A 22,814-nucleotide genomic window follows, 5' to 3' on the forward strand; every position below is an offset into this window, starting at 1 on the left:
GTCGCCATCCTAGAACAGCCTTGCGTCAGTTTTTGTCAGGAGTGAAACGCCCGCTTTCGTCCATTTGCATCTGCCGCTGCCAGGTGCGCAGCAGGTCACTGCGACGTCCCGGATAACGCTCGCCCTGCAGACTGGCGGCGGAGATCCGGTCGGTTCTGAAGGTGCGATACGCGCTGCGCAACTCGCACCACGCCACGATAATCCGCACCTCGTTGAGAAAACCCAGCGCCAGGGGCCAGATCAAGCGCTGGCTCGGCACCTGTTGGGCGTCGGCATAATCGATGTGCAGCTTGGCCTGATCGCGGATCGACTGACGGAACACATTCAACGGCACCGCGTTCTGCGGGAACCCGTAACCGGGCGGCCCGGGCATCACCGTCGGATTGCGCAGCGCTTCCTGGGCCTGCGGGTCCAGCACCGCCGCGATTTTCGCCAGCGCGTCGGCAGCGGCTTTGCTCAGGACCTCGTCGCCACGCTGATCGACATAACGCAGGCCCAGCACAATGGCTTCGGTCTCATCGGCGTTGAGCATCAGCGGCGGCAGAAACAGACCGCTGCGCAACACGTAACCGATGCCCGCCTCGCCATGGATCGGCGCACCGAGTGCGGTCAGTTCGGCGATGTCGCGATAGAGGGTGCGTTCGGAGATTTCCAGCTCGCAGGCCAGCGTCGCCGCGGTCACCGGGCGCTTCTTACCACGCAGCACTTGCAGCAGGGTCAACAGACGAGTGGTGCGCGACACGGTGTGAGGCTCCGGGCAGAAATTTGCCGGAGCTTAGCAGAGCCTGGTGTCAGAAATTGTCAGGAGCTTTCACCAGGCTCAGAGCTGATCACGCGTCGACTTTGTGCCTGGCCGCGTACAGGCACAGCATCTCCATGGCCAGGGTCGCCGCCGCCAGCGACGTCACGTCCGCATGGTCATAGGCCGGCGCCACTTCCACCACGTCCATGCCCACCAGATGGATCCCGCGCAATCCGCCAAGGATTTCCAGCGCCTGCACCGTGCTCAACCCGCCGCAGACCGGCGTCCCCGTGCCCGGAGCAAAGGCCGGATCCAGACAATCGATGTCAAACGTCAGGTACACCGGGTTGTCCCCGACCCGCGACCGAATGGCCTCGACGATCGCTTCGCAGCCGCGGCGATGCACCTGCCGCGCATCCAGCACCTGAAAACCCTGATGATCGTCATTGGTGGTGCGCAAGCCGATCTGCACCGAACGCGCCGGATCCACCAGCCCTTCCCGCGCCGCGTGCCAGAACATGGTGCCGTGATCGACCCGCTTGCCGCCCTCGTCCGGCCAGGTGTCGCTGTGGGCATCGAAGTGGATCAGCGACAATGTGCCGTGCTTGCGGGCGTGAGCCTTGAGCAGCGGATAGCTGATGAAGTGATCGCCGCCGAATGTCAGCATCGCGCTGCCGGAGCTGAGGATGTGCTCGGCGTGGGCCTCGATGCTTTCGGGGATGGTGTGCGGCGAGCCGTAATCGAAGTCGCAGTCTCCGTAGTCGATCACCGCCAGATGATCGAACGGGTCGAACGCCCATGGCCAGTGCCGTTCCCAGGCAATCCCGGTGGATGCAGCACGAATCCCGCGAGGCCCGAAACGGGCGCCTGGACGGTTGCTGGTGGCGGTGTCGAACGGCACGCCGCTGACCGCCACGTCCACGCCGCGCAAGTCGCGGCTGTAGCGCCGGCGCATGAAACTGGTGATCCCGGCGTAGGTGCTTTCGGCAGCAGTGCCGAAAAGGCTGTTACGGGTCAGGGCCTGATCGTTTTGCGTTGGCACGTCCATCGGTGTGCTCCTGTTGTTAGGGAAGGCTATTGGCGGCTACGGAAAGTGGTCCACAAACGTGTGCGCTGGCGCATGTCCTTGAGGCTCATGCTGCGGTCGGCGTACAGACGCTCGCGCACTTCGGGTTTCGGGTAGATGTCCGGGTCGTTGCGCACTGCTTCGTCCACCAGCGGCGTGGCGGCCTGGTTGGCGGTGGCAAAGAACAGCGTATTGGTCAGCGCCGCCACGGATTCGGGGCGCAACATGAACTCGATGAAGGTACGAGCGGCCTCGGGGTGCGGCGCGTCCTTGGGAATGGCGAGATTGTCCTGCCACACCAGCGTGCCTTCTTTCGGGATTCGGTAGGCGACCTCAAACGGCTTGTTGGCCTTGCGTGCCTGATCGGCGGCCATGCTCGCATCGCCGTTGTAGGTCAGCGCCAGGCACACGCTGCCGTTGGCCAGATCATTGATCTGCCGGCCCGTGGCGACGTAGAGCACCGAGGGCTGCAACTGCTGCAACAAGGCTTCGGCGGCGGCCAGATCGTTCTTGTCGGTGCTGTAGGGATCTTTACCGAGATAGTGCAGCGCCAGGCCAATCACTTCCTGCGGCGAATCGAGAATCGCGATCCCGCAATCCTTGAGTTTGCTGGCGTATTCGGGCTTGAACAGCAGATCGAGGCTGTTGAGCGGCACGTCCGGCAGCCGCTGTTTGACTGCCTCGACGTTCATGCCCAGGCCGAGGGTGCCCCAGGTGTACGGCACGCCGTAGCGGTTACCGGGATCGACCGCCGCCAGTTTTTCCAGCAGATCCGGATCGAGATTGGCGTAACCCTTGAGCCCTTCGTGGGGGATTTCCTTGAGCGCGCCGGCAGCCAATCCACGGGCCAGCACGCTGGATGAAGGTACCACCACGTCATAACCGCTGCCGCCGGTAAGCAATTTGGTTTCCAGCACCTCGGAGGTATCGAAGGTGTCGTAGCGCACGTGGATGCCGGTTTCCTTTTCGAAGCGCTGCAGGGTTTGGGGCGCCACGTAATCGGCCCAGCTGTAGAGATTGAGGGTTTTCTCTTCGGCCTGGGCGGCGATGGAGACGGAAAGCAACAGCGCGGGCAAACACAGCTTGAACAAGGGAGCCATGACGAACACCTGACCGGAGGAAGTGGTGGCAGGATGCGCCGTCGGATACATTGGAAAAATATCAAGTTTGTTAACCTGACTTTATGCCGGACTAATGTGATGCTCGGTCAACTCCACGATGTCGATTTGCAGCTGCTGCGCCTGTTTCTCGGGGTGGTCGAGTCCAATGGTTTCAGCGCAGCCCAGGGTGAACTGGGGCTGAGCCAGTCGAGCATCAGCCAGCAAATGGCCAAGCTGGAAACCCGTCTCGGCTATCGGGTGTGCAACCGTGGCAAGGGTGGTTTCAGCCTCACACCCAAAGGCGAACAACTGCTGATCGCTGCGCGAGGCCTGTTCGATTCGATCGAGACTTTTCGTCATCAATCCAATGGCGTGGCCGGACGCCTGATCGGCGAAGTACGCCTGGGCCTGTCGGAAGCGGTCGATCAATCGGTGCTGCAACGGGTGGCGGATGCGATCCGACGCTTTCGCGAGCGGGACGAATCGGTGCGCATCGAGCTGATCAGCGCCATGCCCGGCGAAATGGAGCGCCTGCTGCTGCAACAGCGGCTGGACCTGGCCATCGGTTACTTCTCCCAGGTGCAGAACGCGTTCGACTACCGCGAGCTGTTCCGCGAAACCCAGCATCTTTATTGCGCGCCCGGGCATCCACTGTTTAACGACGATGCGCCCGACGACGCGGCGTTAAAGGCGTGCGACCGGGTCGATCACCCCTACCGGTTTCTGCGCAGTGACGAGCCGTTCCAGGGCAAGGTCTGCTCGGCCCGTTCGGAACAGGTCGAAGGCACCCTCGCCTTCATTCTGTCCGGCAAACACGTCGGCTACCTGCCCGACCATTACGCCCGCCAGTGGCAGGACAAGGGTCTGCTGCGGCCGGTGCGCGAAGGGGAATTGAGTTTTGACGTGGCGTTCCATCTGGCCCGGCATCGGGCGCAGGTGCCGGGAGATGCACAAAGGGCTTTTGAAGAAGATCTGCTCTCAGCCTTTGGTCGAACCTGACCTTTTGGGCAGTTTTAATGCGTTGCCCTCGCCCCTCGCTTGCGGCATCCTGCGCACCCATTTTCCGACCCGGCCCCGCATTGCGGCACGCAAACCACCATGACCGCCTCTGAAAAAGCCCCGCGCAACAACGATCTCATCTACGGCCTCAACGACCGTCCGCACTTCACCGCAACGGTGTTTGCCGCGCTGCAGCACGTGCTGGCCAGCTTCGTCGGCATCATCACCCCGACCCTGATCATGGGCGGCGCCCTCGGCCTGCAAAGCGAAATCCCGTACCTGATCAGCATGGCGCTGTTCGTCTCGGGCCTCGGTACCTTCGTTCAGGCCAAGCGCTTCGGCCCGGTCGGTTCGGGGCTGCTGTGCCTGCAAGGCACCAGTTTTTCCTTTATCAGCGTGATTCTCAGCGCCGGTTTCATGGTCAAGGCCCGGGGCGGCGGCACCGATGAAATCCTGTCGACGATCTTCGGCGTGTGCTTCTTCGCCGCGTTCATCGAAGTGGTGCTGAGCCAGTTCATCGGCAAGTTGCGCATGCTGATCACCCCGGTGGTGACCGGCACCATCATCACGTTGATGGGCCTGTCGCTGATCAAGGTGGCGATGACCGACATTGCCGGCGGCTTCGGCGCAGCGGATCTGGGCGCGGCCAGCCATGTGTTCCTGGCGGCGCTGGTGCTGGGCACCATCGTGGTGTTGAACCGGGTCGACGTGCCGTTCCTGCGCCTGGGCGCGATCGTCATCGGCCTGACCCTCGGCTACGTGGTGGCGTGGCTGATGGGCACCGTGGACTTCGCCAACCTCCCCGAAGTACCGGTGGTCAGCGTACCGGTGCCGTTCAAGTACGGTTTCAACTTCGACTGGGTGGCGTTCGTGCCGGTGGCGGTGATTTTCCTGGTGTCGCCGCTCGAAGCTGCCGGTGACCTGACCGCCAACTCGATGATTTCCCGGCAACCGGTCAAGGGCCCGTTGTACATCCGCCGGATCAAGTCCGGGCTGTTGGCTGACGGTCTCAACTCCGCGATGGCGGCGGTGTTCAACAGCATGCCGATGGTGACCTTCGCCCAGAACAACGGGGTGATTCAGCTCACCGGCGTGGCCAGTCGTTACGTGGCGTTCTTCATTGCCGGCCTGCTGGTGCTGCTGGGTCTGTTTCCGATGATCGGCGCGGTGCTGCAACTGATGCCGAAGCCGGTACTTGGCGGCGCTGAGCTGGTGATGTTCGGCACCGTGGCCGTGGCCGGGATCAAGATCCTCGCCGAGGCCGGCCTGCATCGGCGCAACATGCTGATCGTGGCGATTTCCGTCGGCATGGGCCTGGGCATCGCCGCCGTGCCGGAAGTGCTGCGCGAACTGCCGCAGGCGTTGCGCAATATTTTCGAATCGCCGATCACCGTGGGCGCACTGTGTGCGATCGTGCTGAATATCTTCCTGCCGGAAGAGTTCATCGAACTGGAAGAAGATGACTTCGACCCGGAAGCCTCTATCCTTCAGGTCATGGAAAACCCCGACCTGCCGGCCAAAGCTGAACCCGCCGCGCCGGCCGCTGTCGCACAGTTGAACCGCTGATCCTGTCCGCTCGATGAAAAAAGGGCTGATACCGGCAACGGTTCAGCCCTTTTTCAATGAGAGAGCATCAATGCGTCGTATCCAAGCCGTCATCCTGTCCCTGCTTCTGCTCTCCCTCAGCGCCTGTGCGCTGTTTCCCAACCGCGACCCGGTGAACATCAACGTGGTCGGCCTCGAACCGCTGCCGAGCCAGGATCTGGAAGTGCGCTTCGCGATCAAGCTGCGCGTGCAGAACCCCAACGAAACGCCCATCGACTACAACGGCATCGCGCTGGATCTGGAGGTCAACGGCCACTCCCTGGCGTCGGGTGTGAGCGATCAGACCGGCTCGATTCCACGGTTTTCCGAAACCATCGTCAGTGTGCCGGTGAGCATTTCCGCGTTCTCGGTGCTGCGCCAGACCCTGGGCCTGAGCCAGACGCAAACCCTCGACAACCTGCCCTATGTGCTGCGCGGCAAACTGGCGGGCGGGTTGTTTGGCACGATGCGTTTTGTCGACACCGGCAAGCTGAGTCTGCCCAGGGCCAGTGCCGCCACTTGGTAAAGATGCGTTAGGCTGCACGGCCCACCGTCAGAACATGGAAGTCGTGGTTTATGGAAGACACGCCCACGCTGTACACCGAACGGCTGATGTTGCGCCCGCTTGAACTCGCGGATGCCGAGGCCATCCAGCAGCAATTTCCCCACTGGGAAGTGGTGCGTTATCTGAACGTCTTCGTGCCCTGGCCTTATCCGGACGACGGCGCCCTCACCTACCTGCGTGACATTGCGCTGCCGGCTATTGCGGCAGGCAAAGAGTGGCACTGGACGATTCGCCTCAGATCGGCGCCAGAGCAATTGATCGGCAACATCAGCCTGATGGACGAGCCGGACAACCATCGCGGGTTCTGGCTCGCACCGGCCTGGCAGGGCCAGGGCTTGATGACCGAAGCCAGCGAAGCCGTGACCCGATATTGGTTCGAAACCCTCGATCGACCGTTGATGCGCGTACCGAAAGCCGCCCCGAACCTTGGCTCGCGAAAGCTTTCGCAGCGTAGCGGCATGCGCTTGATTCGCACGGACGAGGATGACTTCGTCGGCGGTCGCTTCCCGCGGGAGATCTGGGAAATCACCCGCGAAGAATGGCGGCGCCGACAAACCGTCAAACCGTGAAACGCACGCCTGGTTTGGCGCGCTCGTCGACACTCAGCTCGAACACGTCCGGCCGGGCATAGTGGCCGACCACGTCGTAGTCGTAGCGGGCCCGCACCAGTTCATCGGTATCGATCTCGGCGGTGAGCAAGCCAGCCTCGTCGCGCAACGGCCCGGCCAGCACATCGCCCATCGGCCCGACGATCACACTGCCACCGGCAATCAGTGGTCGATCCCCGGGCCAGTTGGCGATCTCCACGCCCAGTTCGTTCGGCGAGGCCTGCACCTGACAGGCGCTGACCACGAAGCAGCGCCCTTCATGGGCGATATGGCGCATGCTGACCTGCCACATCTCGCGCTCATCCACGGTCGGCGCGCACCAGACTTCAATGCCCTTGGCGTACATCGCCGTGCGCAGCAGCGGCATCATGTTTTCCCAGCAGATGACTGCGCCGAGCTTGCCGACCTGAGTGTCGAGCACCGGCAGCGTCGAACCGTCGCCCTTGCCCCAGATCAGCCGTTCGGTGCCGGTGGGCATGAGTTTGCGGTGTTTGGCCACCAGGCCTGCCTGCGGGTCGAAATACAGCGCGGTGCAATGCAAGGTGCTGCCGACCCGCTCGATAACGCCGATCACAAGGTTGGCCCCGGTACGCGCCGACAGCCCGGCCAGTGCTTCAGTTTCAGCGCCCGGCACATCGATGGCGTTGGCGAAGTAACGGGCGTAGGCCTCGCGGCCTTCCGGCAAGCGATAACCCAGCTGCGTGCCAAAGCCCTCGCCCTTCGGGTAACCACCGAGCAAGGCTTCGGGCATTACCACCAGCGCGGCGCCGGATTCGATGATTGCGCCTTCCCAGCTCAGGATCTGTTCCAGTGTTTCACCCTTGCCACCGGGCAAGGCGCCGATCTGCAGGGCGGCAACGATTGATTTTGGCATGGCGGTCACTCCGTGAAGTTCAGGTGTTGCTCATTCTCCGGCGCCACGAGATCATGAATAAAGCCCGACTCACTGCTGAATGATATGAACCAAATGAATATCGCAGACATCGATCTCAACTTGCTGAAAGTCTTCGAAGCGCTGCATGAAGAATCCAGTGCGAGCCGTGCGGCGTTACGTCTGGGCGTGACCCAGTCGGCGGTCAGCGCAGCGTTACGGCGGTTGCGCGAGGTGTACGGCGATCAATTGTTCGTGCGCACCGGTCGGGGCCTGGCGCCCACCCTCAAGGCCAATCAGTTGAAACCGGTGGTCAGCGATGCGCTGAACAAGTGCCGGCAGAGCCTGGCGATGGTCGACCCGGCGGCCAATCAGTACGACGGGCGCTCGGTCAGCGTCGGGCTGTCGGATGACTTCGAGATTGCTTATGGGCGCCGTCTGATCGAAGAGATCGGCCGACGCGCGCCGAAGCTGCGTCTGATCTTCCGCCAGACCCACAGCCAGATCGTCGCCCGGGCCCTGATGGAGCGCAGCATCGACCTGGCGATCACCGCCGGCGGGTTCGCCGAGCGGCTGCTCAGCCGTCAGGTACTGGGCGAAGGGGGTTACGCGTGTCTGGTGGACCCGGCAAGCCTTGAGCCCGGCCAGCAGCAGATCGGTCTGGAAGAGTTTGTCGCCCGGGAACACATTCTGGTGTCGTCGGGTGGTTTTATCGGAATCACCGATGAAGGGTTGGCAGCGCTGGGGCTGACTCGCCGGGTCTGCGCCTCGACCACGCACTTTGCGGCGTTGCCGCATCTGCTCAGGGGCAGTACGGCCGTGGCGACCATCCCGGCCCATGCGGCGCAGGCCATTGCATCGCTGAGCGGGCTGGCACTGCTGCCCTGCCCGCTGGCGCTGCCACGCTATCCGGTCGAACTGGGCTGGCGCACCAATACCCAGATCGATCCCGTGGTGCTGAAGGTTCGCGAAGCGATTGTTGCCAGTTTCAAGACCGAATGATTACTTGTTGGCCGCCATCAGCCGATTGACTTCACTGCGCACCATGTTGGCAAACTCCGGCGGCGACATGCCGTCCAGTTCAGCGCGTACGAACTCGGCCCATTTGCCCTTGCGCTTGGAGCGCTCGCCGAACAACCGCGCGGCTTCGCCCTTGGCTTTGCCCAGATTGTTCTGCCAGAGTTCGAACAGTCGGGATTTCTCGTCTTCCAGCGCAGCGCGCTCTGCGAGGGATTTGTCGGCCAGATTGAAACTCATGGGGAAATACCTGTTGCGTGAAAATGGCGACATCTTACACGCTGGAGGGAAATCTCCGGCGCTGGTTTTTCCTTCGCGGAGAAATTCGCTGCAACTTTTCAAACAGCGCCATACTCCATTGTTCACTGTCCATTCACCTGCAAGGAGTCACCCAATGGCCCGCAAAAGCGCCGTTCAAGCCGCTGAAGACCAAATCAAGGATCAAGCGTTCAGCGAACTTCAGGCTCTGATCGAAGAGTCGGACAAACTGCTCAAAAGCAGTGCTTCACTGGTCGGCGAGGAAGCGGAAACCCTGCGCGGACAAATCGCCCTGAAACTGCAGCAGGCGCTGGACTCCGTCTCCAGCGTGCGTGACCGTACGAAACCGGCGGTGGATGCCACCGAAAACTACATCGGTGGCCATCCGTGGCAGACCGTCGCCATCTCGGCCGGTTTCGGTCTGGTGGTCGGTCTGCTGCTCGGCCGCCGCTGAGCGCAACGAAAAAAAGGCGAGCCCTGCGGCTCGCCTTATTCATGTCCGGCAAATGTCACTCGCCCGCCAGTTCCCGCAACTGCGCCAGGGTTTGCTCATCCAGCACGATGCCCTCAGCCAATGATTTGGCCCGCTGCAAATGCCGCCGATCACCCGGCAAACGCTTGAGCCCTACCCCATGCATCTGCCTGACCAGTTCCTGGCTGCGTTCGGCAAAGCTCTGCCCGGAAGTCTTGCTCGGGTCGATCACGATCAACAACTGACCGGTCCACGGAGTCTTGGCCCCGGGATGATTCTTCCAGTCGAATTCGAACGAGAAGTTGCCACCCGTCAGCGCAGCGGCGAGCAGTTCAACCATCATCGACAGCGCCGAGCCCTTGTGCCCGCCAAACGGCAGCAACGCGCCGCCTTCGAGAATCGCTTTCGGGTCGCAGGTCGGCTGGCCGAGACTATCCACGCCCATGCCCGCCGGCAGTTTTTCGCCCTTGCGCGCGGCAATCTGCACGTCGCCGTGAGCGATGGCGCTGGTGGCCAGGTCGAACACGATCGGCGCACCGTCGGCCCGTGGCGCGGCGAAGGCGATCGGGTTGGTGCCGAACAGGGGTCGGTCGGCGCCGTGCGGTACCACGCAGGTCATGCTGTTGACTACGCTCAGCGCCACCAGGCCTTCGTCGGCAAACGGCTCGACGTCCGGCCACAGCGCGGCAAAGTGGTGGGAGTTGCGAATGGCCAATATCGCGATCCCGGCACTGCGGGCCTTTTCCACCAGCAATGGACGTGCCGCCGCCAGGGCGGGTTGGGCAAAACCGTTGCCGGCATCGACGCTGACAAACCCTGAAGCCACATCCTCGACTTTCGGCACGGCCTGGCCGTCGACCCAGCCACTGTCGAGGGTCGAGACATAACCGGGAATCCGGAAAACGCCATGGCTGTGGGCGCCGTCCCGCTCGGCGTTGGCACAGTTGTATGCCAGGGCCCTGGCGACCTCGTGCGAGGTGCCGTGACGGATGAAGATTGTTTCCAGCAGTTGAGTCAACTCGTCCAGAGACACCCTGGACGAGACCGCATGATCGTTTGGCGCAGACATCTGAAGCTCCAGAATGATTATTGGAGGGAACAACAGCGTACGAACTGACGCATCCGGATTAACCACGGGCAGCCGGTGGCCTGTCAACCCTGCAATGCATGCAGCCATGGTTACCGTGCAATACCCCGGTACCACCTTCATCTGTCTGCCTGCTTTTACTTTCCGGTCTCGAACCTCACTGCACTTTCATTTTTTCGAGACTTGACGATGACCGTACCCACTGGCGCATTACTGTTCCCCGAAGCGCTCGACAACCCGGGGCTGTGGCCCGAGCTGGGCAGAACCCATGGCCTGGCGGAAAAGGATTTCAGATGGCTGGCCAACGTCAGGCTGGCGTCCGATGCCTTGCGGCGCCAGCAACGGCCGCCCATGCTGGCCGAACGCATTCTGCTCAATCCTGACGGACAGAACCCGGTGCCACTGCCCGGCGCATTCGTTCTGAGTGATATACCGTACGAAAAGGGCCAGATTCTCTACACCCCCTATGACGGCATCCGCAAACACCACAGTCGCGCGAACCTGACGGCTCAACTTGAAGAACGCCTCAGAGAGGCCGACGATCAGGACACGTTGCTGGCGTTTGTGCCCTTGACCCAAATTCGAAGGCTGCAAAATGCCAAGCGTGTTTCGGTGACGTTTTCGATCATTGAAGGTGATGTATTCGAGGATCGTGATGCCACCCTGAGCCAGGGTTCGCTGCTCAATGCCCAGGCCATGCTGGACGAACTCAAAAAACTGCCGACCCTTACGCAATTGCTCGACAGCGTGCTGGATGAACTGCTCATGCCTCACTTCGGAGCATTGCAACAAAGCCGCACCCGCGTCAGCGTTTACACAATCAGCGAAAAAGAAGGCAATCAAGAGCCCATCGGGAATACCCGCAAGGCACAGTCCATGACTCTGAGCGAGGCGGTGCTGACTCACTACCGCCATCAGCGCTGGCCGAGTATTCGGCTTGCGGAGTTTTCCCACCCCGCCAGGACACCAGGCCCCCACGATCAGGAACAATGGAGAACCGCCGCCATCCAGGCGTCGGGCATGCTGCCGGCCCTGCTGTTTCGCCAGCTGGAACATTACTGGAATGCCGCTGCAGTCTTCGGGTCAACGCGCCGCACATTCCTGGCCCGGGTGCTGGAGGACCAGGCCCGCGTCGACTGGATGCTCAAGCGTGAAGCCGGAGTCCTCGAGGCAAAGCAGTTCAACACGCTGCATCAGTTGATCCGGCCGACTGTCGACGGCGGCCCCGGCCCCTTCGCTGAAACCGTACGTCTCTGGGAGAACCCGGCCAACCATGTGGAGCTGGCAGGTTCGCTCATGATCAGTAGTGGGTCTGACGCTTTTCTCTACACGCCTTCTCAAGGGTTGCAGCAGCTTGAGGACTATCGGGATCTGAAAGCGACCCTGCAAAGCAAATTCATCACCAAAGGCCACGAAGACGAACTCTATGCGCTGCTGAGCCTGGAGGAGCGCAGCCGCTTTCTGGGTTTCGATCAGCCTCAGGTTTCGGGGGACCGGGTAGCCGGCGAGGTGTTCGGGTTCCTGAGCGAGTCGATCATCACCAAGCAACGACAGAACCTCGAGTATGCCCTGCAAGTGTTTCGCCTCGCCGACGGAACGGTGAACCTTCACGCGCTGTTCGACAAAAGCCTGGATATCCGCTCGATGATTCACCAGCGCTTGCAACGACTCGATGTGCAGGGACGCTGGAGCACACAACCGCTCTGGTCCGGCAGTCAGCAGCCTTCGCTGCTCCTGGCCGACAAGGCCCGCGCAGCCATCAAGACGTTCCATGCCGTCGAGTCTCCTCTTCTGGAGAAACTCGCAAAGCAGCCCATGACAACCCGCGATGCCCAGCGCGACTGGTTTGAAAATATCAAAGCGGATCTGGCGCACGCCTGGTTCGTCGGCGTGAATGGCGAAGCCCGGCTCAGGGCGTCGAGCGGCAGTCTGCCTGCGTGGGCCCGAGCCGTCGTCGAAACCGTCATCGATGCCGATCGGCCGAGCCGTACGGAACGTCAGGGAGTCGGAGGCTTTCGACCCGATGCCTACGCCCTGACGCTTGAGGCTCCCGACGGCAGGACAGTCTGGCGCCTGGCCCATTGTGTGTTCATGACCGAGCGCGGAGGCCTCGACGCCCATCATTCCGGGCGTACCGTGCTATGGACGCCAGCGCTGGGACTTGAGGTGTTCGATAACGTAGCCCGCGCCCGACAAGCACTGCGCCGGCGATTGCTCGACAACGTTGAAAGACTGTCACTGCTGGAAAATATCTCGCCCGCACAGTATCAACCGCATCAGCTCTATACCTTGGGACAGTTTCAGATCATCAATCGCAATGTGTTGCATGAGCGCATGCAGTCGGGGATCGAGCACTATCTGGCGTGCTGCGAACAAGTGCGTCAACGCATGGATGAAGGGGCGAAACGGGAAAAGGCACTTGCAGTACTGCGCCAGACACCGCCCGGAACCAACCTGCGTCTGGCGATTGAGCATGCCCGAGCCATCGAAAATCAACAGACTTTTCCAGCCTGGCTCAGCACGGCTCCGGTCCGTGATCAGAAACGACACATCGAGCTGCTGGAGCGGTGGAACCGCAATGTCATTGATGACAAGGATTACCTGACTGGCGTTACGCCGCTGGCCGATCATGTCGAACAAGCATTGAAGACTTCGCTCGACCTGCGTTTTCCGGGCGAGCATCTCGATCCCCGGCAGATCGAGATCATCCCCGATCTGGCATTGGCCGGCCCGCCCCTCGATCTGGTCGAGTTTGCCCTGAATCACGTCAACGTACTCCAGGGCACGGGGTACCGGGTGGTTTCGAAAACCGCCGAAACCTTGCCTCCCGGACTGGATCGCAACGCCGTCGATCAATTGTTGTTGTCGCTGGAGATTCCGGCTACCTACGGTCACAAAGTGATGGCCGCCCTCTCGACGGATACGGTCGAAAGTCGTGAACGCAAGCAGCGCTTTTTCCACCAGGTGCCCTGGCAACTGATGCAACACGCCCATGCGTTGAAACTGCAGCAGCACCTGTCTGCTGGCGCCTATACGCAAGTCTGCCAGGGACTGGACATGCCCGATGGCTACGCCCGAGCCACCGTTCCTGGTGCGCACGTCGTCGTCAGTCCGCTTTCGCTGATCAAGACCCCCGGGGCAAGTGCCGAGACCGCAGCAGGGCTTTATGTTTTTGCTCCGGGTCAGAATCACGTGGGGCCGCTGGTCCTTTACGCACCGTATGCTGAACAGGTGTTTCAGGAGTTCAAGAACGAAGAGGCGCTGATCGCCGCACTGAATACACCGGGGGCTCTACAGAATTTGCTGCTTCGGCGCTTGCCTGCCGGACGACGAGCCATCTTTCGCAATCTGCTGGCCGCCACGGCGGGTCAGACCAGCGAGATGACGCTGGCGAGCCGCCCGATCGAAGGCAACCTGTTGGAGCAGTTGTACAGCGATAACCTCAAGCTCTTGCAACAGCAGCTTGAATCACAGGTCGAGCGCGAAGCGCAGTCCGATTGGGATACGGCCAAAACGCTGTTCAGCGGTGGAATCAGGCTGGTGTCGAATACGCTGCAAGGCAAACTGGCCATCGTGCCGTTTCTCTGGCGCGCCTACGAAAACTTCAAGGATTCGGCCGAAGCCTTGCAGAACCATCACTGGAAACAGGCGTTGAAATCCTTTATTGCCGGTGGCGTGCAGATGGTCCAGATGGCGCTGTTGCCGCAAATATCGGCCGGGGCCGAGGTTGCCGAGCTGGAAGCCGACGAGCTTGCGGGGCCCGATATTGGCGACGTCGAATCTGCCTCGCCGATGCGCACCCTGATGCAGTCATCAGAAGTCATCGACGTTCAACTCAAGGATCTTGCCTATGATTCGGCGGCGGGCACCTACCGGCAACCGGCCAGCCATCGAGATTATGCAGCCATCGATGGCAAGGTCTATCAGGTCACGAAGAGTGACGCGTCCTGGCAACTGGCAGGTGCAGGAAAATACAGCCCACTGTTTCAGAAAAAAGGGCTGGCCATGGTTCGTGTGCCGGCTCACCAGAGCGTTCACTACGGCCAGGCTTTCAGGAAACTGGCCGGCCGGCCCAGCCTCTCGAACCTGCGCCACTCAATGTTGAACGTCGAGGCGCGCGGGATGGATGAGATCCGCCTGAAGTACCCGGAAAAGGCCAGAGTGCTGGTGAACGCCATCGATCTCGCCCGACGCTACGCTTTCTACTGCCTGCATAACCTGACTCTCCTGCGCCACGGCACTGAGAATCTTCGGGTGAGCCGTTTTCTTGAAAGCTTCTTTGATGTACCTGCCATCGACACCGCAATGCTTGCCAAGATCAACAATGCGATCCTGCCGATCTGTCGGGCATTGGTGGATCCCGCCGACGAGTTGCTGGATACCGACCGTTTCGTCGTCGGCTCGAACAGGCTCATGAACGACGTGATTGCGTTCGTGCTGGACGGTGACGCAAAAAAAATAGTGCATTTCACCGAACACTTTTTCGATCAGCAACTGGATCAGTACAAGATCTACCTGATGGAGCCGTTCGATATCGATGCCCATGCACAGGCATCAACGCTGATTCACGAATTTTCCCATCAGTTCAGCAAGGCGCTGGACATTGCTTCATTAAGAGCCCGGGAGCCGTTCAGCGACCTGATCTCGACCCTCACCGCTTCCGGAGCCCTGCTGTTTCAGGAACTGGTGTTCGATCAGGTATCGGCCTTGTCACTGAATACCCCTCGGGCTCAACTGTTCGCGGAATGGAATACCACACTCAAGTCCTGGGTCAGCATCGACAACATCCCCGAAATGCAGCTCATCAGTGACGAAGTTCTAAGGTTGACGGGCAGCCGAACCATTGAGGAGGCGCGCAACGCCTTCCTCGATCCGCAGAGGCCGGACGTGCGAATCGACGTCATCCTGCGCAATGCCGACTCCATCGCCCGCCTGATCTGTGAAATCGGCAGACAGCTGGATCCGGTTCAGTCTCCTTGAAACAGGCAGAGCGCGGGCTCGATGCCCGCGCATTCCTTGAGGGCGACCGCAAATGCGAAGAGTGCGCTTTTGATCAATTTTTCACTCGATTCATGAATACTGTTCTCAATACATCCTGTTTTGAGGAGGTATGACGGGGAAACCGGCCCCCATTGATGGGAAATCGCCATGACGGCGGTTCTCGCCACCTTCCCGTCAAGGTTAGAATGCAGTAAATCAGGACGAGTCAATGACCCAGAACACCCTATCCGAAGCTGAATACGATGCGATCACCGATGCCGCTGCGCATTGGTGCATGCGCCTGCACGCCGTCGACTGCACCGCCGAGGAACGGCGGGCGTTCGAACAATGGCGCAATGCGCACCCGCTTCATGCCTTCGAATACGAGGCCATGCTGGAAATCTGGGAGGTTGCCGAACATTTGCCGCGCCCCGAACCGGCGGCGGTCATATCGATCAGCCAACCACCCCGCACCTGGCGCCAATACGCGGCAGCAGCCTGCATTTGCGCGCTGGCGCTGCCACTGACAGCCTGGGCCGGCTGGAACCTTGGCTGGCTGCCCGACAGCTATCAGCACTTCGCAGCCACCGACACGGTTCGCCATGTCACCCTTGGCGATGGCAGTCAGGTCGAGTTGAACCTCAACACCGATCTGACCTTCAGTAACTACAAGAACGAGCGTCGCGTCACGCTGAAAAAGGGTGAAGCCTTCTTTGAAGTCAGCCATGACCTGAGCCACCCGTTCATCGTCAAGGCGGCCGAAGGCAGGATTCGCGTCACCGGTACCCGTTTCAACGTCTGGATGTATGAAGACCAGGTCAAAGTGAACCTGGTCGAAGGTTCGGTGCTGGTCACCAGCAACACGCAGCTGTCGGGTGACGGTCTGCGCCTGGGCCCTGCGATGCAGGCGCGCTACAAGCATGGCGACGACATGCCGCAAATCAGCCAGACCTATGCGAGCGACACCTCATTGGCCTGGCGCAACGGCAAACTGGTGCTCGACAACCTGGCACTGAGCGAAGCCCTGCCGCTGATCAACCGTTATCTGGACAAACCGCTGATGCTGGCCGATAGCGCCACAGGCTCGATCCGGGTCGGCGGCATCTATAACGTCAAGGAGCTGAACAGCTTCGCCAACTCGATGCCCAAGGTCCTGCCGGTGTTCATCACCCGCAACCAGGAAGGCAATCCGGTGATCAATCCGATGCCTCAACAGCCACCAAAAAGCTGAGGCCGCTCCTGTGAGGGAGCGGCCTTCAGTGGTTGATGCAACATCGTGACGACTGATTACTGCGCCGCCACGTTCCCCGTTTTATCCGGTTCTTCACGCACGCTTTGCACCTGATACTGCGGATCCGCCTTGATCTGCTGCTCGGTGAACGGCAAGGCGCTCCACTGTTTTTTCGAGAAAGCCTCGGTCTGGTCTCTGGAATATTTCGACGCCGGATCGCTGGACAATGAAAACGCAAGCAGCCCCTGAGCGTGCGGCCCCGTGTCGTCGAACGTTACCACTTGCAGGTAACTGGTGCCGCTGACCACTTCCAGTTTGCCGTCTTCACGCGCAACGCTCTGGATCGCGTTATAGATACCCAACGTGCCCGGCCCGCCATGGATCGGCGTCTGCTGGCCGCCGCTGCTGGCCACCTGAACATCGCCCCAGCGGGTTTGCGCTGTCAGCCCCATCTTGTCGGCCGACTCGGCTGACGCCAGCATTGCCTCGCGCAGCGCGCCGGCCACTTCGGGCTTTTCGACCGCCAGACCGCGCGGGGTGTGTTGCGCGTCTTTCGGATCGAACGGTACGCGCCAGACATCCGGCGACTCCTGCAAGGCTTGCATGATGGACTGGAAATGCACCAGTCCGATTCCCGAATCCAGGTTGGCTCGACCGTCCCATGCCTTGAGACTGGCGCACACGGGCTTCAATACCACTTCGGCCGCGCCAGGCGTACCACAGAACTGCAACAGATCCGGCAGCACCTGGCCGGCCAGGTACACCTGATCGTCCATCACCATGTGCTGCAGATCCTGCACCGACACCGGCCCTTTTTTGCCCAGGCTCGCCAGACGATCCAATGCAAACCGCGAACGCAGGCCCAGTGGCTGGTCCTGCTGGCTGATCAGCGGAGAAAAACCGGTCAGCGGTTGTGCCGGGTTGGCCAGCCACGCCGAATCATTGGAATGCTGGACAAAGTCCTTGCGCAGCAGTTGCGGCAATTGGCTGGCTGCAAAGATCCCCTTCTGTGCCGCTTGTGGATCGATGCCCCAGGCGCAGTCACTGTTGGAGCCGTCGAGAACGATCATTTGCAGACCGATACGCGGGTCGCTGCATCTGGCGAGTTTGTCGGCACTGACGTTCGGCACCACCGACAGGTTCATGTAAAGCGTCTGGCCTTTGTCATCCACTGCCAGGGTATTGACCCACGGGATGCCCTGAATCCTGTGTACCGAATCCTGCAACTCCTTGAGGCTGGCGGCGTGGTTCATCGCGTACCACTGCGTCAGCACGCGGTCGTTGTCGAGGTTGGCATCGCGCAGGCTGTAGGCGTATTGATTGTCCCAGTCGAGCTTGCCCGGCCACTGCACGATCGGGCCGAATTGCGAGCTGTAGATGTCCCGCGAGACCGGCACGACCTGGCCATCGGCCTGTTTGACCTGAACGGTGACGGTCTGCTTGCTCAATGGCAGGGATTTCCCGTCCAGCAGGTAGCGGGTCGGATCCTGCGGATCAAGTTGCAGGCGATACAGGGTGAAGTGTTTGGACGCGTCGACGGTATGGGTCCAGGCCAGATGCTGGTTGAAGCCGATATTGATCATCGGCAGCCCCGGCAACGCCGCGCCCATCACATCCAGTTTGCCGGGAATGGTCAGGTGCATCTGATAGAAACGCATGCCGCCGACCCACGGAAAATGCGGGTTCGCCAGCAGCATTCCGCGGCCATTGAATGAGCGCTCGCTGCCCACCGCCACCGCGTTGCTGCCCCGGTCCAGGGCAAAACGTTGCAGGCGTGTGGCAGCCAGTCGATAGGCCCGAACATCCTGTCCGACCTGAGCGCTGGCCTGCGGTGGAGCGGCGCCTGCCAGTGCTTCGGCGAACTGTCCGACGCCGCCCTCCACCAGCAGCCGGCGTGTCAGCTTCACCAGGTCTTGGGCGGTCATATCCCGCACCCACTCGCCCTGACACTGTTGTGGCAGCCCCTGCTGGCGACGCTCGGCCAAATAGCGGTTGTAGCCGGCGGCATAACCTTGCACCAGATCACGCACCTCGACCGGCTGTGCCTGCCAGAAGGCATTGACCGCCTGCGGGGTGTTGAGCCATTGGAAGAACACATCGCTGACGCGGTTCTCGCGCTCTTCGACCGTGAACTGCTCGGGTCCGAAATAACGTGAACGCTCGCCGTTGACTGTCACGATCTCGTTGGCCAGCAGGCACAGATTGTCCTGTGCATAGGCGTAACCGATGCCGAACCCGAGGCCACGCTCGTTCTGCGCACGGATATGCGGTACGCCAAACCCTGTGCGCCGAATGTCGGCCCCGGCCTGGGTGGCAGGACTGAACGCCTGCGCCGACAGGCTCAGCCCGAGAAACATGCCGGCAAGGGTCAGCCCGGTTAACTGCCTGGAAATAATCACGCTCGCTCCTGATCGAAATGCCTGAGAGCGGATCCACACGTATCGAACCTTTGAGGGGCGGCGGATCCGTTCTGGAAAACACCCACGCGTCCACGCGCAATGAGCCTGACCGGGAAACGAAACAGATGAAAAAAAATTTAGCGGATTTACCGTCAGCTCAAAGCCTTGATCACGCGGAAAAGACGAATCAACGACAAATTTTCTACATTTTTCGCTTCATGATTTGTCGGGCTGATACGTCTTGATTAGAGAGAGCACCAGAAACCCTTCCTGATCAGGCTCTGAAAAGGAGTAATCGCATGTACAACCTGCAACTACCATCGGACGGTAGCCAGGCACCACAAGGAGCTTCCATGGGTTCGCACGCCGGCGTACTCGGACAACGGGCCGAACGCCACGGCAATGAACGTATTCGTCTGCTGCTCAAGAGCTTCGGCCTGCGCACCAGTCTGATTCGCCTGAAAGTCATCGACGCCTTGCTGATCGCCGCCGAAAGCGACCGGAGTCTGGGCGTGCGCGGTGTCCACAGCCAATTGCTGGACCTGGGCATTCCGCTGTCGTTTCTCAGTGTGCGCGAAGTGTTGAAGCGCCTGTGCGCCGAAGGCGTGATCACCTTCAACGCCGACAAGAGCTACAGCCTGCATCCTCAGGCTGCTGCCGTCCTCAACAACCACTGAACGCCTTCTTGAGCGCCGTCAGGGTTTGACCTTGCGGCGCATCACGCCGTTGATCACCACCACGACCACCGCCACACCGATGGCGATGTACTGGAACATTTTTTCGCTGAGCATCCCGGCGTTCTGCATCCACGACAGGCCAAGCATGATTGCCAACACGCAGAGAGCGATCAGAATCGAGTATTTCAAACGTTGCGACTGGGTCATTACGGGTTCCTGAAAACTTGGAAATGTATCGGGTTTGTATCGGCGCTGATGCCATGCGCATACCGACTCACGGGGATGCGCCGCTGCAAACGAGGTCTCATGTTACAGCCGATAGAGCTTTGGCTCCATGCGGCGTCAACCATGAGGACTTTTGAAATGCTGCGTCGAATCACCTGGCTGATTCCAGTTCTGGCACTGCTCACACTGAGCGGCTGCATCATTTTCCCCCACGGCGGCTGGCATGGCGATCATCGCTACTATGGTGGAGGCCCTGGTTACTACCAGCATCGGTAAATCCGACCTTTGCAGAGCACCGACTACGCTCTCTTCAAATGAAACATTTAATTGAATACCCATAAAAAATGCCCACGAGGATGTGGGCATTTTCCGTATATATCCCGGCTCAAAATGTCGGATGTTTCGCAATCCCGAGTAAGTAATCCGTCAACCGCAATACCCAGCAAACCTGCGACATACTGAGTAGTAGCTACGACGTAGGAACCTTGCCCCCCTCTCCCTACCCTTTGCGCTCCCTCTCTTGAAGGCATGGAAGCGTATGCAAAGAACCCTCATTGAACTCCCGCCGCTACAGATCCTTGGCTTTTGCCTGGCGATTTCACTGTTCGAAGGACTGACCTATATGGCCAGTGATCTGGTGATGCCTGCCATGCTCACGGTCACCCAGGACCTCGATGCCGACCCACGCCATATCCCCTATGCGTTCAATCTGTATCTGATCGGAGGCGTGTGCCTGCAATGGCTGATCGGGCCGCTGTCCGACCGGTTCGGCCGCCGCACGCTGCTGCTTGTCGGCTGCGCGCTGTTCGGGATGACCTGCGCAGCAGCGGTCGCGACACCCGGTATCGAAGTTTTCAACGCATTACGGCTGTTGCAAGGCATGGGCCTGGGATTCGTGGTGGCCGTCAGCTACCCCGCGCTTCAGGAAGTGTTCTGCGAGGCGGATGCCGTACGGCTCATGGCGCTGCTTGGCAACATCGCCTTGCTGTCGCCATTGCTCGGCCCGTTAGTCGGCAGTCTGCTGCTGGAATGGCTGAGCTGGCGCGAACTGTTTCTGGGTCTGAGTCTGGCCGCCGCCATCGCGTGGCTCGGGCTCTATGCCTGCATGCCTGAAACCGTCGGGATCGTCCGGCACGATGGCAGGCAGCAGGCGCCGGTTCCACTGTCCTGGCACCAGACTCGCCTTCGATACGCGGCGCTGTTGCGCACCCCGAAGTTCCTCGGTGCAAGCCTTGCACTCGGGCTGATGAGCCTGCCATTGATCGTCTGGATCGGTCTTTCTCCCCTGTTGTTGATCCAGCTGCTGGGGCTGTCGACTCAAGAGTACGCCTTATGGCAGATCCCGATCTTCGCGGCGGTCATCGCCGGCAATCTGATCCTTGACCGTTTGCTGGCATCTCGCGAACTGCCGCAGCTGATTCATCTGGCGCTCTGGCCGTTCTGCCTGGGACTGCTGATTCTGCTGGCCGGCGCGCTGACCGGCGCCACCCTTGGCCTGTTGATCTGCGGTCTGGTGCTGTACGCCGTGGGACTGGGCATGAGCAATGCCGCGCTCTATCGGTTGGCGCTGTTTTCCAGCGATGACAGCAAAGGCCTGGTGTCGGCGGCGATCGGCATGATCTCGATTGCAGTGATGGGCGCCAGCGGCTCGATCATCGCCGCGATCGGCGGGGGCTCCCGCCTTGAATCCTTCGCCTTGTGGGCCGCACTGGGTGGCCTGCTGAGCCTTCCATTCCTGTACCGGTTTTTTCGGGCCTCCCGCCAGGAAACCGTCTCCTCGACACATCCATAAGGACATCCCATGTTCCATTTCCCTCACAGCGACGCGCTCTGTGCGTTGACGCAACCCTATTGCGCGCAATCCATGCCAGCGGGGTTATTCGACCAGGCCATGGCCGAAATCTGCCGGTTTCACTGTGACCACACGCCCGGTTACGAACACTGGTTGAACGCCAACGGCCTCACCGTGGCCGACGTGGACAGCCTCGACGACTGGTCGCAACTGCCCCCGGTCTTCGCCAGTTTCTTCAAACAGCAGCAACTGCTCAGCCCGACCGGCGCAGACGCTCTGGAGCTGACATCGTCAGGCACCAGCGGCCAGAAAAGCCGCATGCGCTATGACAAGCGCAGCCTTGGGGCCGCCCAGTTCATGGTCGAACGGATCTTTAACCACTATGGCTGGGACAACCCGCAGACACCGTGCAATTACTTGCTCCTGAGCTACGAGCCCGAGTCCGGCAGCCGCCTGGGTACGTCCTTCACCGATCAGTTTCTGTGCCGGTTCGCGCCCGTCAATCGCGTGGCCTATGCACTGCGCCACACAGGCGGCGGTCATGAGTTCGACGGCTTTGGCGTGATCGCCGCATTGCAGTCCTTCGCCGATGAAGGCTTGCCGGTGCGGATCTTCGGCTTCCCTGCCGTTCTTTGGCAGACCCTGCAACGCATGCGGGCCACCGGGGCGGCTGATCTGCAACTGGCAGAAGGCTCGCTGGCACTGTTTGGCGGCGGCTGGAAGACCCATGCGGCGCAAGAGATCCCCCGTCAGCAATTGTACGAACGTATCCACCGCCAATTGGGCATCAAGATGTCCCGCTGCCGTGACGGTTACGGCGCGGTCGAGCATCCGGTGCCGTATCTCGAGTGTGCTCACCATCGTTTCCATGTTCCGGTCTATTCGAAGGTCTTCGTGCGCAATCCATCTGACTTCACGGTTCAGCCTTACGGCCGTCAGGGCTTGCTGAGTTTTGTCTCGCCTTACATTTCGTCGAGCCCGGCCCATGCCGTGGTCATGAGCGATCTCGCCACCCTGCATCCGGGCACCAGCTGTAGCTGCGGTCTGGCCACCGACTGGTTCGAACTGCATGGCCGCGCCGCGACCACGGCCGGCAGAAGCTGCGCCATGGCCGCCTCTGAACTGCTGGGGAAGCACTGAC

The 22,814-nt window shown here is 60.8% G+C and carries 20 protein-coding genes; 12 read left to right on the forward strand and 8 right to left on the reverse strand.

The window, feature by feature from the left end; all coding sequences use genetic code 11:
- Positions 1-25: 25 nt before the first annotated feature.
- The 3 genes from J5M72_RS05015 to J5M72_RS05025 form a co-directional block, all read right to left on the reverse strand.
- A complete protein-coding gene (locus J5M72_RS05015; RefSeq protein WP_207864423.1) occupies positions 26-742 on the reverse strand; it encodes a YafY family protein in 717 nt (238 codons plus the stop codon).
- Between the two features lie 88 nt (positions 743-830).
- A complete protein-coding gene (gene speB / locus J5M72_RS05020) occupies positions 831-1,790 on the reverse strand; it encodes an agmatinase (RefSeq protein WP_207864425.1) in 960 nt (319 codons plus the stop codon).
- A gap of 26 nt (positions 1,791-1,816) precedes the next feature.
- Positions 1,817-2,908: a polyamine ABC transporter substrate-binding protein gene (locus J5M72_RS05025; protein ID WP_207864427.1), complete on the reverse strand. Its 1,092-nt coding sequence runs from the start codon at positions 2,906-2,908 to the stop codon at positions 1,817-1,819.
- Between the two features lie 99 nt (positions 2,909-3,007).
- Here J5M72_RS05025 and J5M72_RS05030 point away from each other — a divergent pair, with 99 nt between their 5' ends.
- From J5M72_RS05030 to J5M72_RS05045, 4 genes are all read left to right on the forward strand, one after another.
- Positions 3,008-3,907 carry a LysR family transcriptional regulator gene (locus tag J5M72_RS05030; protein ID WP_207864429.1) on the forward strand — a complete coding sequence of 300 codons (900 nt, stop codon included), beginning with the start codon at positions 3,008-3,010 and terminating at the stop codon, positions 3,905-3,907.
- A gap of 99 nt (positions 3,908-4,006) precedes the next feature.
- Positions 4,007-5,473, forward strand: a complete 1,467-nt coding sequence (locus J5M72_RS05035) for a nucleobase:cation symporter-2 family protein (RefSeq protein ID WP_207864431.1) — start codon at positions 4,007-4,009, stop codon at positions 5,471-5,473.
- A 70-nt stretch (positions 5,474-5,543) separates the two neighbouring features.
- Positions 5,544-6,017 (forward strand): LEA type 2 family protein, encoded by a 474-nt coding sequence (locus tag J5M72_RS05040; RefSeq protein ID WP_169430282.1) that lies wholly within the window; start codon positions 5,544-5,546, stop codon positions 6,015-6,017.
- A gap of 50 nt (positions 6,018-6,067) precedes the next feature.
- Positions 6,068-6,625 (forward strand): GNAT family N-acetyltransferase, encoded by a 558-nt coding sequence (locus tag J5M72_RS05045; protein WP_207864433.1) that lies wholly within the window; start codon positions 6,068-6,070, stop codon positions 6,623-6,625.
- Here the strand turns inward: J5M72_RS05045 and J5M72_RS05050 are convergent.
- The gene (locus J5M72_RS05050) at positions 6,615-7,538 is read right to left on the reverse strand and encodes a carbon-nitrogen hydrolase family protein (RefSeq protein ID WP_207864435.1); all 924 of its coding nucleotides are present in this window, start codon (positions 7,536-7,538) and stop codon (positions 6,615-6,617) included. The two genes, J5M72_RS05045 and J5M72_RS05050, sit on opposite strands and share 11 nt — an antisense overlap.
- Positions 7,539-7,622: 84 nt before the next feature.
- Here J5M72_RS05050 and J5M72_RS05055 point away from each other — a divergent pair, with 84 nt between their 5' ends.
- Positions 7,623-8,537 (forward strand): LysR family transcriptional regulator, encoded by a 915-nt coding sequence (locus tag J5M72_RS05055; protein ID WP_169430279.1) that lies wholly within the window; start codon positions 7,623-7,625, stop codon positions 8,535-8,537.
- Here J5M72_RS05055 and J5M72_RS05060 read toward each other — a convergent pair whose 3' ends face one another.
- Positions 8,538-8,792 (reverse strand): hypothetical protein, encoded by a 255-nt coding sequence (locus J5M72_RS05060; protein WP_007957535.1) that lies wholly within the window; start codon positions 8,790-8,792, stop codon positions 8,538-8,540.
- 154 nt (positions 8,793-8,946) lie between these two features.
- On the opposite strand from J5M72_RS05060, the gene J5M72_RS05065 reads away from it, so the two are divergent.
- The gene (locus J5M72_RS05065) at positions 8,947-9,264 is read left to right on the forward strand and encodes a DUF883 family protein (RefSeq protein WP_096820293.1); all 318 of its coding nucleotides are present in this window, start codon (positions 8,947-8,949) and stop codon (positions 9,262-9,264) included.
- A gap of 55 nt (positions 9,265-9,319) precedes the next feature.
- Here J5M72_RS05065 and J5M72_RS05070 read toward each other — a convergent pair whose 3' ends face one another.
- Positions 9,320-10,351 (reverse strand): Ldh family oxidoreductase, encoded by a 1,032-nt coding sequence (locus tag J5M72_RS05070; protein WP_207864437.1) that lies wholly within the window; start codon positions 10,349-10,351, stop codon positions 9,320-9,322.
- A 75-nt stretch (positions 10,352-10,426) separates the two neighbouring features.
- Between J5M72_RS05070 and J5M72_RS05075 the strand changes: the two genes are divergently transcribed.
- Positions 10,427-15,349 (forward strand): DUF6543 domain-containing protein, encoded by a 4,923-nt coding sequence (locus J5M72_RS05075; RefSeq protein ID WP_347709512.1) that lies wholly within the window; start codon positions 10,427-10,429, stop codon positions 15,347-15,349.
- Positions 15,350-15,578: 229 nt separating this feature from the next.
- Positions 15,579-16,580, forward strand: a complete 1,002-nt coding sequence (locus J5M72_RS05080; protein WP_207864438.1) for a FecR family protein — start codon at positions 15,579-15,581, stop codon at positions 16,578-16,580.
- Between the two features lie 56 nt (positions 16,581-16,636).
- Here J5M72_RS05080 and J5M72_RS05085 read toward each other — a convergent pair whose 3' ends face one another.
- A complete protein-coding gene (locus tag J5M72_RS05085) occupies positions 16,637-18,979 on the reverse strand; it encodes an acylase (protein WP_207864440.1) in 2,343 nt (780 codons plus the stop codon).
- 299 nt (positions 18,980-19,278) lie between these two features.
- On the opposite strand from J5M72_RS05085, the gene J5M72_RS05090 reads away from it, so the two are divergent.
- Positions 19,279-19,656 (forward strand): fe2+ zn2+ uptake regulation protein, encoded by a 378-nt coding sequence (locus J5M72_RS05090; protein WP_207864442.1) that lies wholly within the window; start codon positions 19,279-19,281, stop codon positions 19,654-19,656.
- A gap of 18 nt (positions 19,657-19,674) precedes the next feature.
- Here J5M72_RS05090 and J5M72_RS05095 read toward each other — a convergent pair whose 3' ends face one another.
- A complete protein-coding gene (locus tag J5M72_RS05095) occupies positions 19,675-19,863 on the reverse strand; it encodes a hypothetical protein (protein ID WP_169430273.1) in 189 nt (62 codons plus the stop codon).
- A 156-nt stretch (positions 19,864-20,019) separates the two neighbouring features.
- Here J5M72_RS05095 and J5M72_RS05100 point away from each other — a divergent pair, with 156 nt between their 5' ends.
- The 3 genes from J5M72_RS05100 to J5M72_RS05110 all read left to right on the forward strand — a co-directional run bounded on the left by J5M72_RS05100 (position 20,020) and on the right by J5M72_RS05110 (position 22,813).
- Positions 20,020-20,157: a hypothetical protein gene (locus tag J5M72_RS05100; RefSeq protein ID WP_167443772.1), complete on the forward strand. Its 138-nt coding sequence runs from the start codon at positions 20,020-20,022 to the stop codon at positions 20,155-20,157.
- 262 nt (positions 20,158-20,419) lie between these two features.
- Positions 20,420-21,673, forward strand: a complete 1,254-nt coding sequence (locus J5M72_RS05105) for an MFS transporter (protein WP_207864444.1) — start codon at positions 20,420-20,422, stop codon at positions 21,671-21,673.
- 9 nt (positions 21,674-21,682) lie between these two features.
- Positions 21,683-22,813 carry an acyl-protein synthase gene (locus tag J5M72_RS05110; protein WP_207864446.1) on the forward strand — a complete coding sequence of 377 codons (1,131 nt, stop codon included), beginning with the start codon at positions 21,683-21,685 and terminating at the stop codon, positions 22,811-22,813.
- Position 22,814: the final 1 nt, after the last annotated feature.

The sequence above is a fragment of the Pseudomonas sp. 58(2021) genome, assembly GCF_017491585.1.
GTDB classification, from domain to species: domain Bacteria; phylum Pseudomonadota; class Gammaproteobacteria; order Pseudomonadales; family Pseudomonadaceae; genus Aquipseudomonas; species Aquipseudomonas fluorescens_BT.

Coding starts and splice junctions, on each gene's coding strand:
- speB (WP_207864425.1), bottom strand. CDS start 1,790: ATGGACGTGCCAACGCAAAACGATCAGGCCCTGACCCGTAACAGCCTT.
- J5M72_RS05040 (WP_169430282.1), top strand. CDS start 5,544: ATGCGTCGTATCCAAGCCGTCATCCTGTCCCTGCTTCTGCTCTCCCTC.
- J5M72_RS05100 (WP_167443772.1), top strand. CDS start 20,020: ATGCTGCGTCGAATCACCTGGCTGATTCCAGTTCTGGCACTGCTCACA.
- J5M72_RS05060 (WP_007957535.1), bottom strand. CDS start 8,792: ATGAGTTTCAATCTGGCCGACAAATCCCTCGCAGAGCGCGCTGCGCTG.
- J5M72_RS05050 (WP_207864435.1), bottom strand. CDS start 7,538: ATGCCAAAATCAATCGTTGCCGCCCTGCAGATCGGCGCCTTGCCCGGT.
- J5M72_RS05110 (WP_207864446.1), top strand. CDS start 21,683: ATGTTCCATTTCCCTCACAGCGACGCGCTCTGTGCGTTGACGCAACCC.
- J5M72_RS05095 (WP_169430273.1), bottom strand. CDS start 19,863: ATGACCCAGTCGCAACGTTTGAAATACTCGATTCTGATCGCTCTCTGC.
- J5M72_RS05070 (WP_207864437.1), bottom strand. CDS start 10,351: ATGTCTGCGCCAAACGATCATGCGGTCTCGTCCAGGGTGTCTCTGGAC.
- J5M72_RS05105 (WP_207864444.1), top strand. CDS start 20,420: ATGCAAAGAACCCTCATTGAACTCCCGCCGCTACAGATCCTTGGCTTT.
- J5M72_RS05035 (WP_207864431.1), top strand. CDS start 4,007: ATGACCGCCTCTGAAAAAGCCCCGCGCAACAACGATCTCATCTACGGC.
- J5M72_RS05045 (WP_207864433.1), top strand. CDS start 6,068: ATGGAAGACACGCCCACGCTGTACACCGAACGGCTGATGTTGCGCCCG.
- J5M72_RS05055 (WP_169430279.1), top strand. CDS start 7,623: ATGAACCAAATGAATATCGCAGACATCGATCTCAACTTGCTGAAAGTC.
- J5M72_RS05025 (WP_207864427.1), bottom strand. CDS start 2,908: ATGGCTCCCTTGTTCAAGCTGTGTTTGCCCGCGCTGTTGCTTTCCGTC.
- J5M72_RS05065 (WP_096820293.1), top strand. CDS start 8,947: ATGGCCCGCAAAAGCGCCGTTCAAGCCGCTGAAGACCAAATCAAGGAT.
- J5M72_RS05030 (WP_207864429.1), top strand. CDS start 3,008: ATGCTCGGTCAACTCCACGATGTCGATTTGCAGCTGCTGCGCCTGTTT.
- J5M72_RS05080 (WP_207864438.1), top strand. CDS start 15,579: ATGACCCAGAACACCCTATCCGAAGCTGAATACGATGCGATCACCGAT.
- J5M72_RS05090 (WP_207864442.1), top strand. CDS start 19,279: ATGTACAACCTGCAACTACCATCGGACGGTAGCCAGGCACCACAAGGA.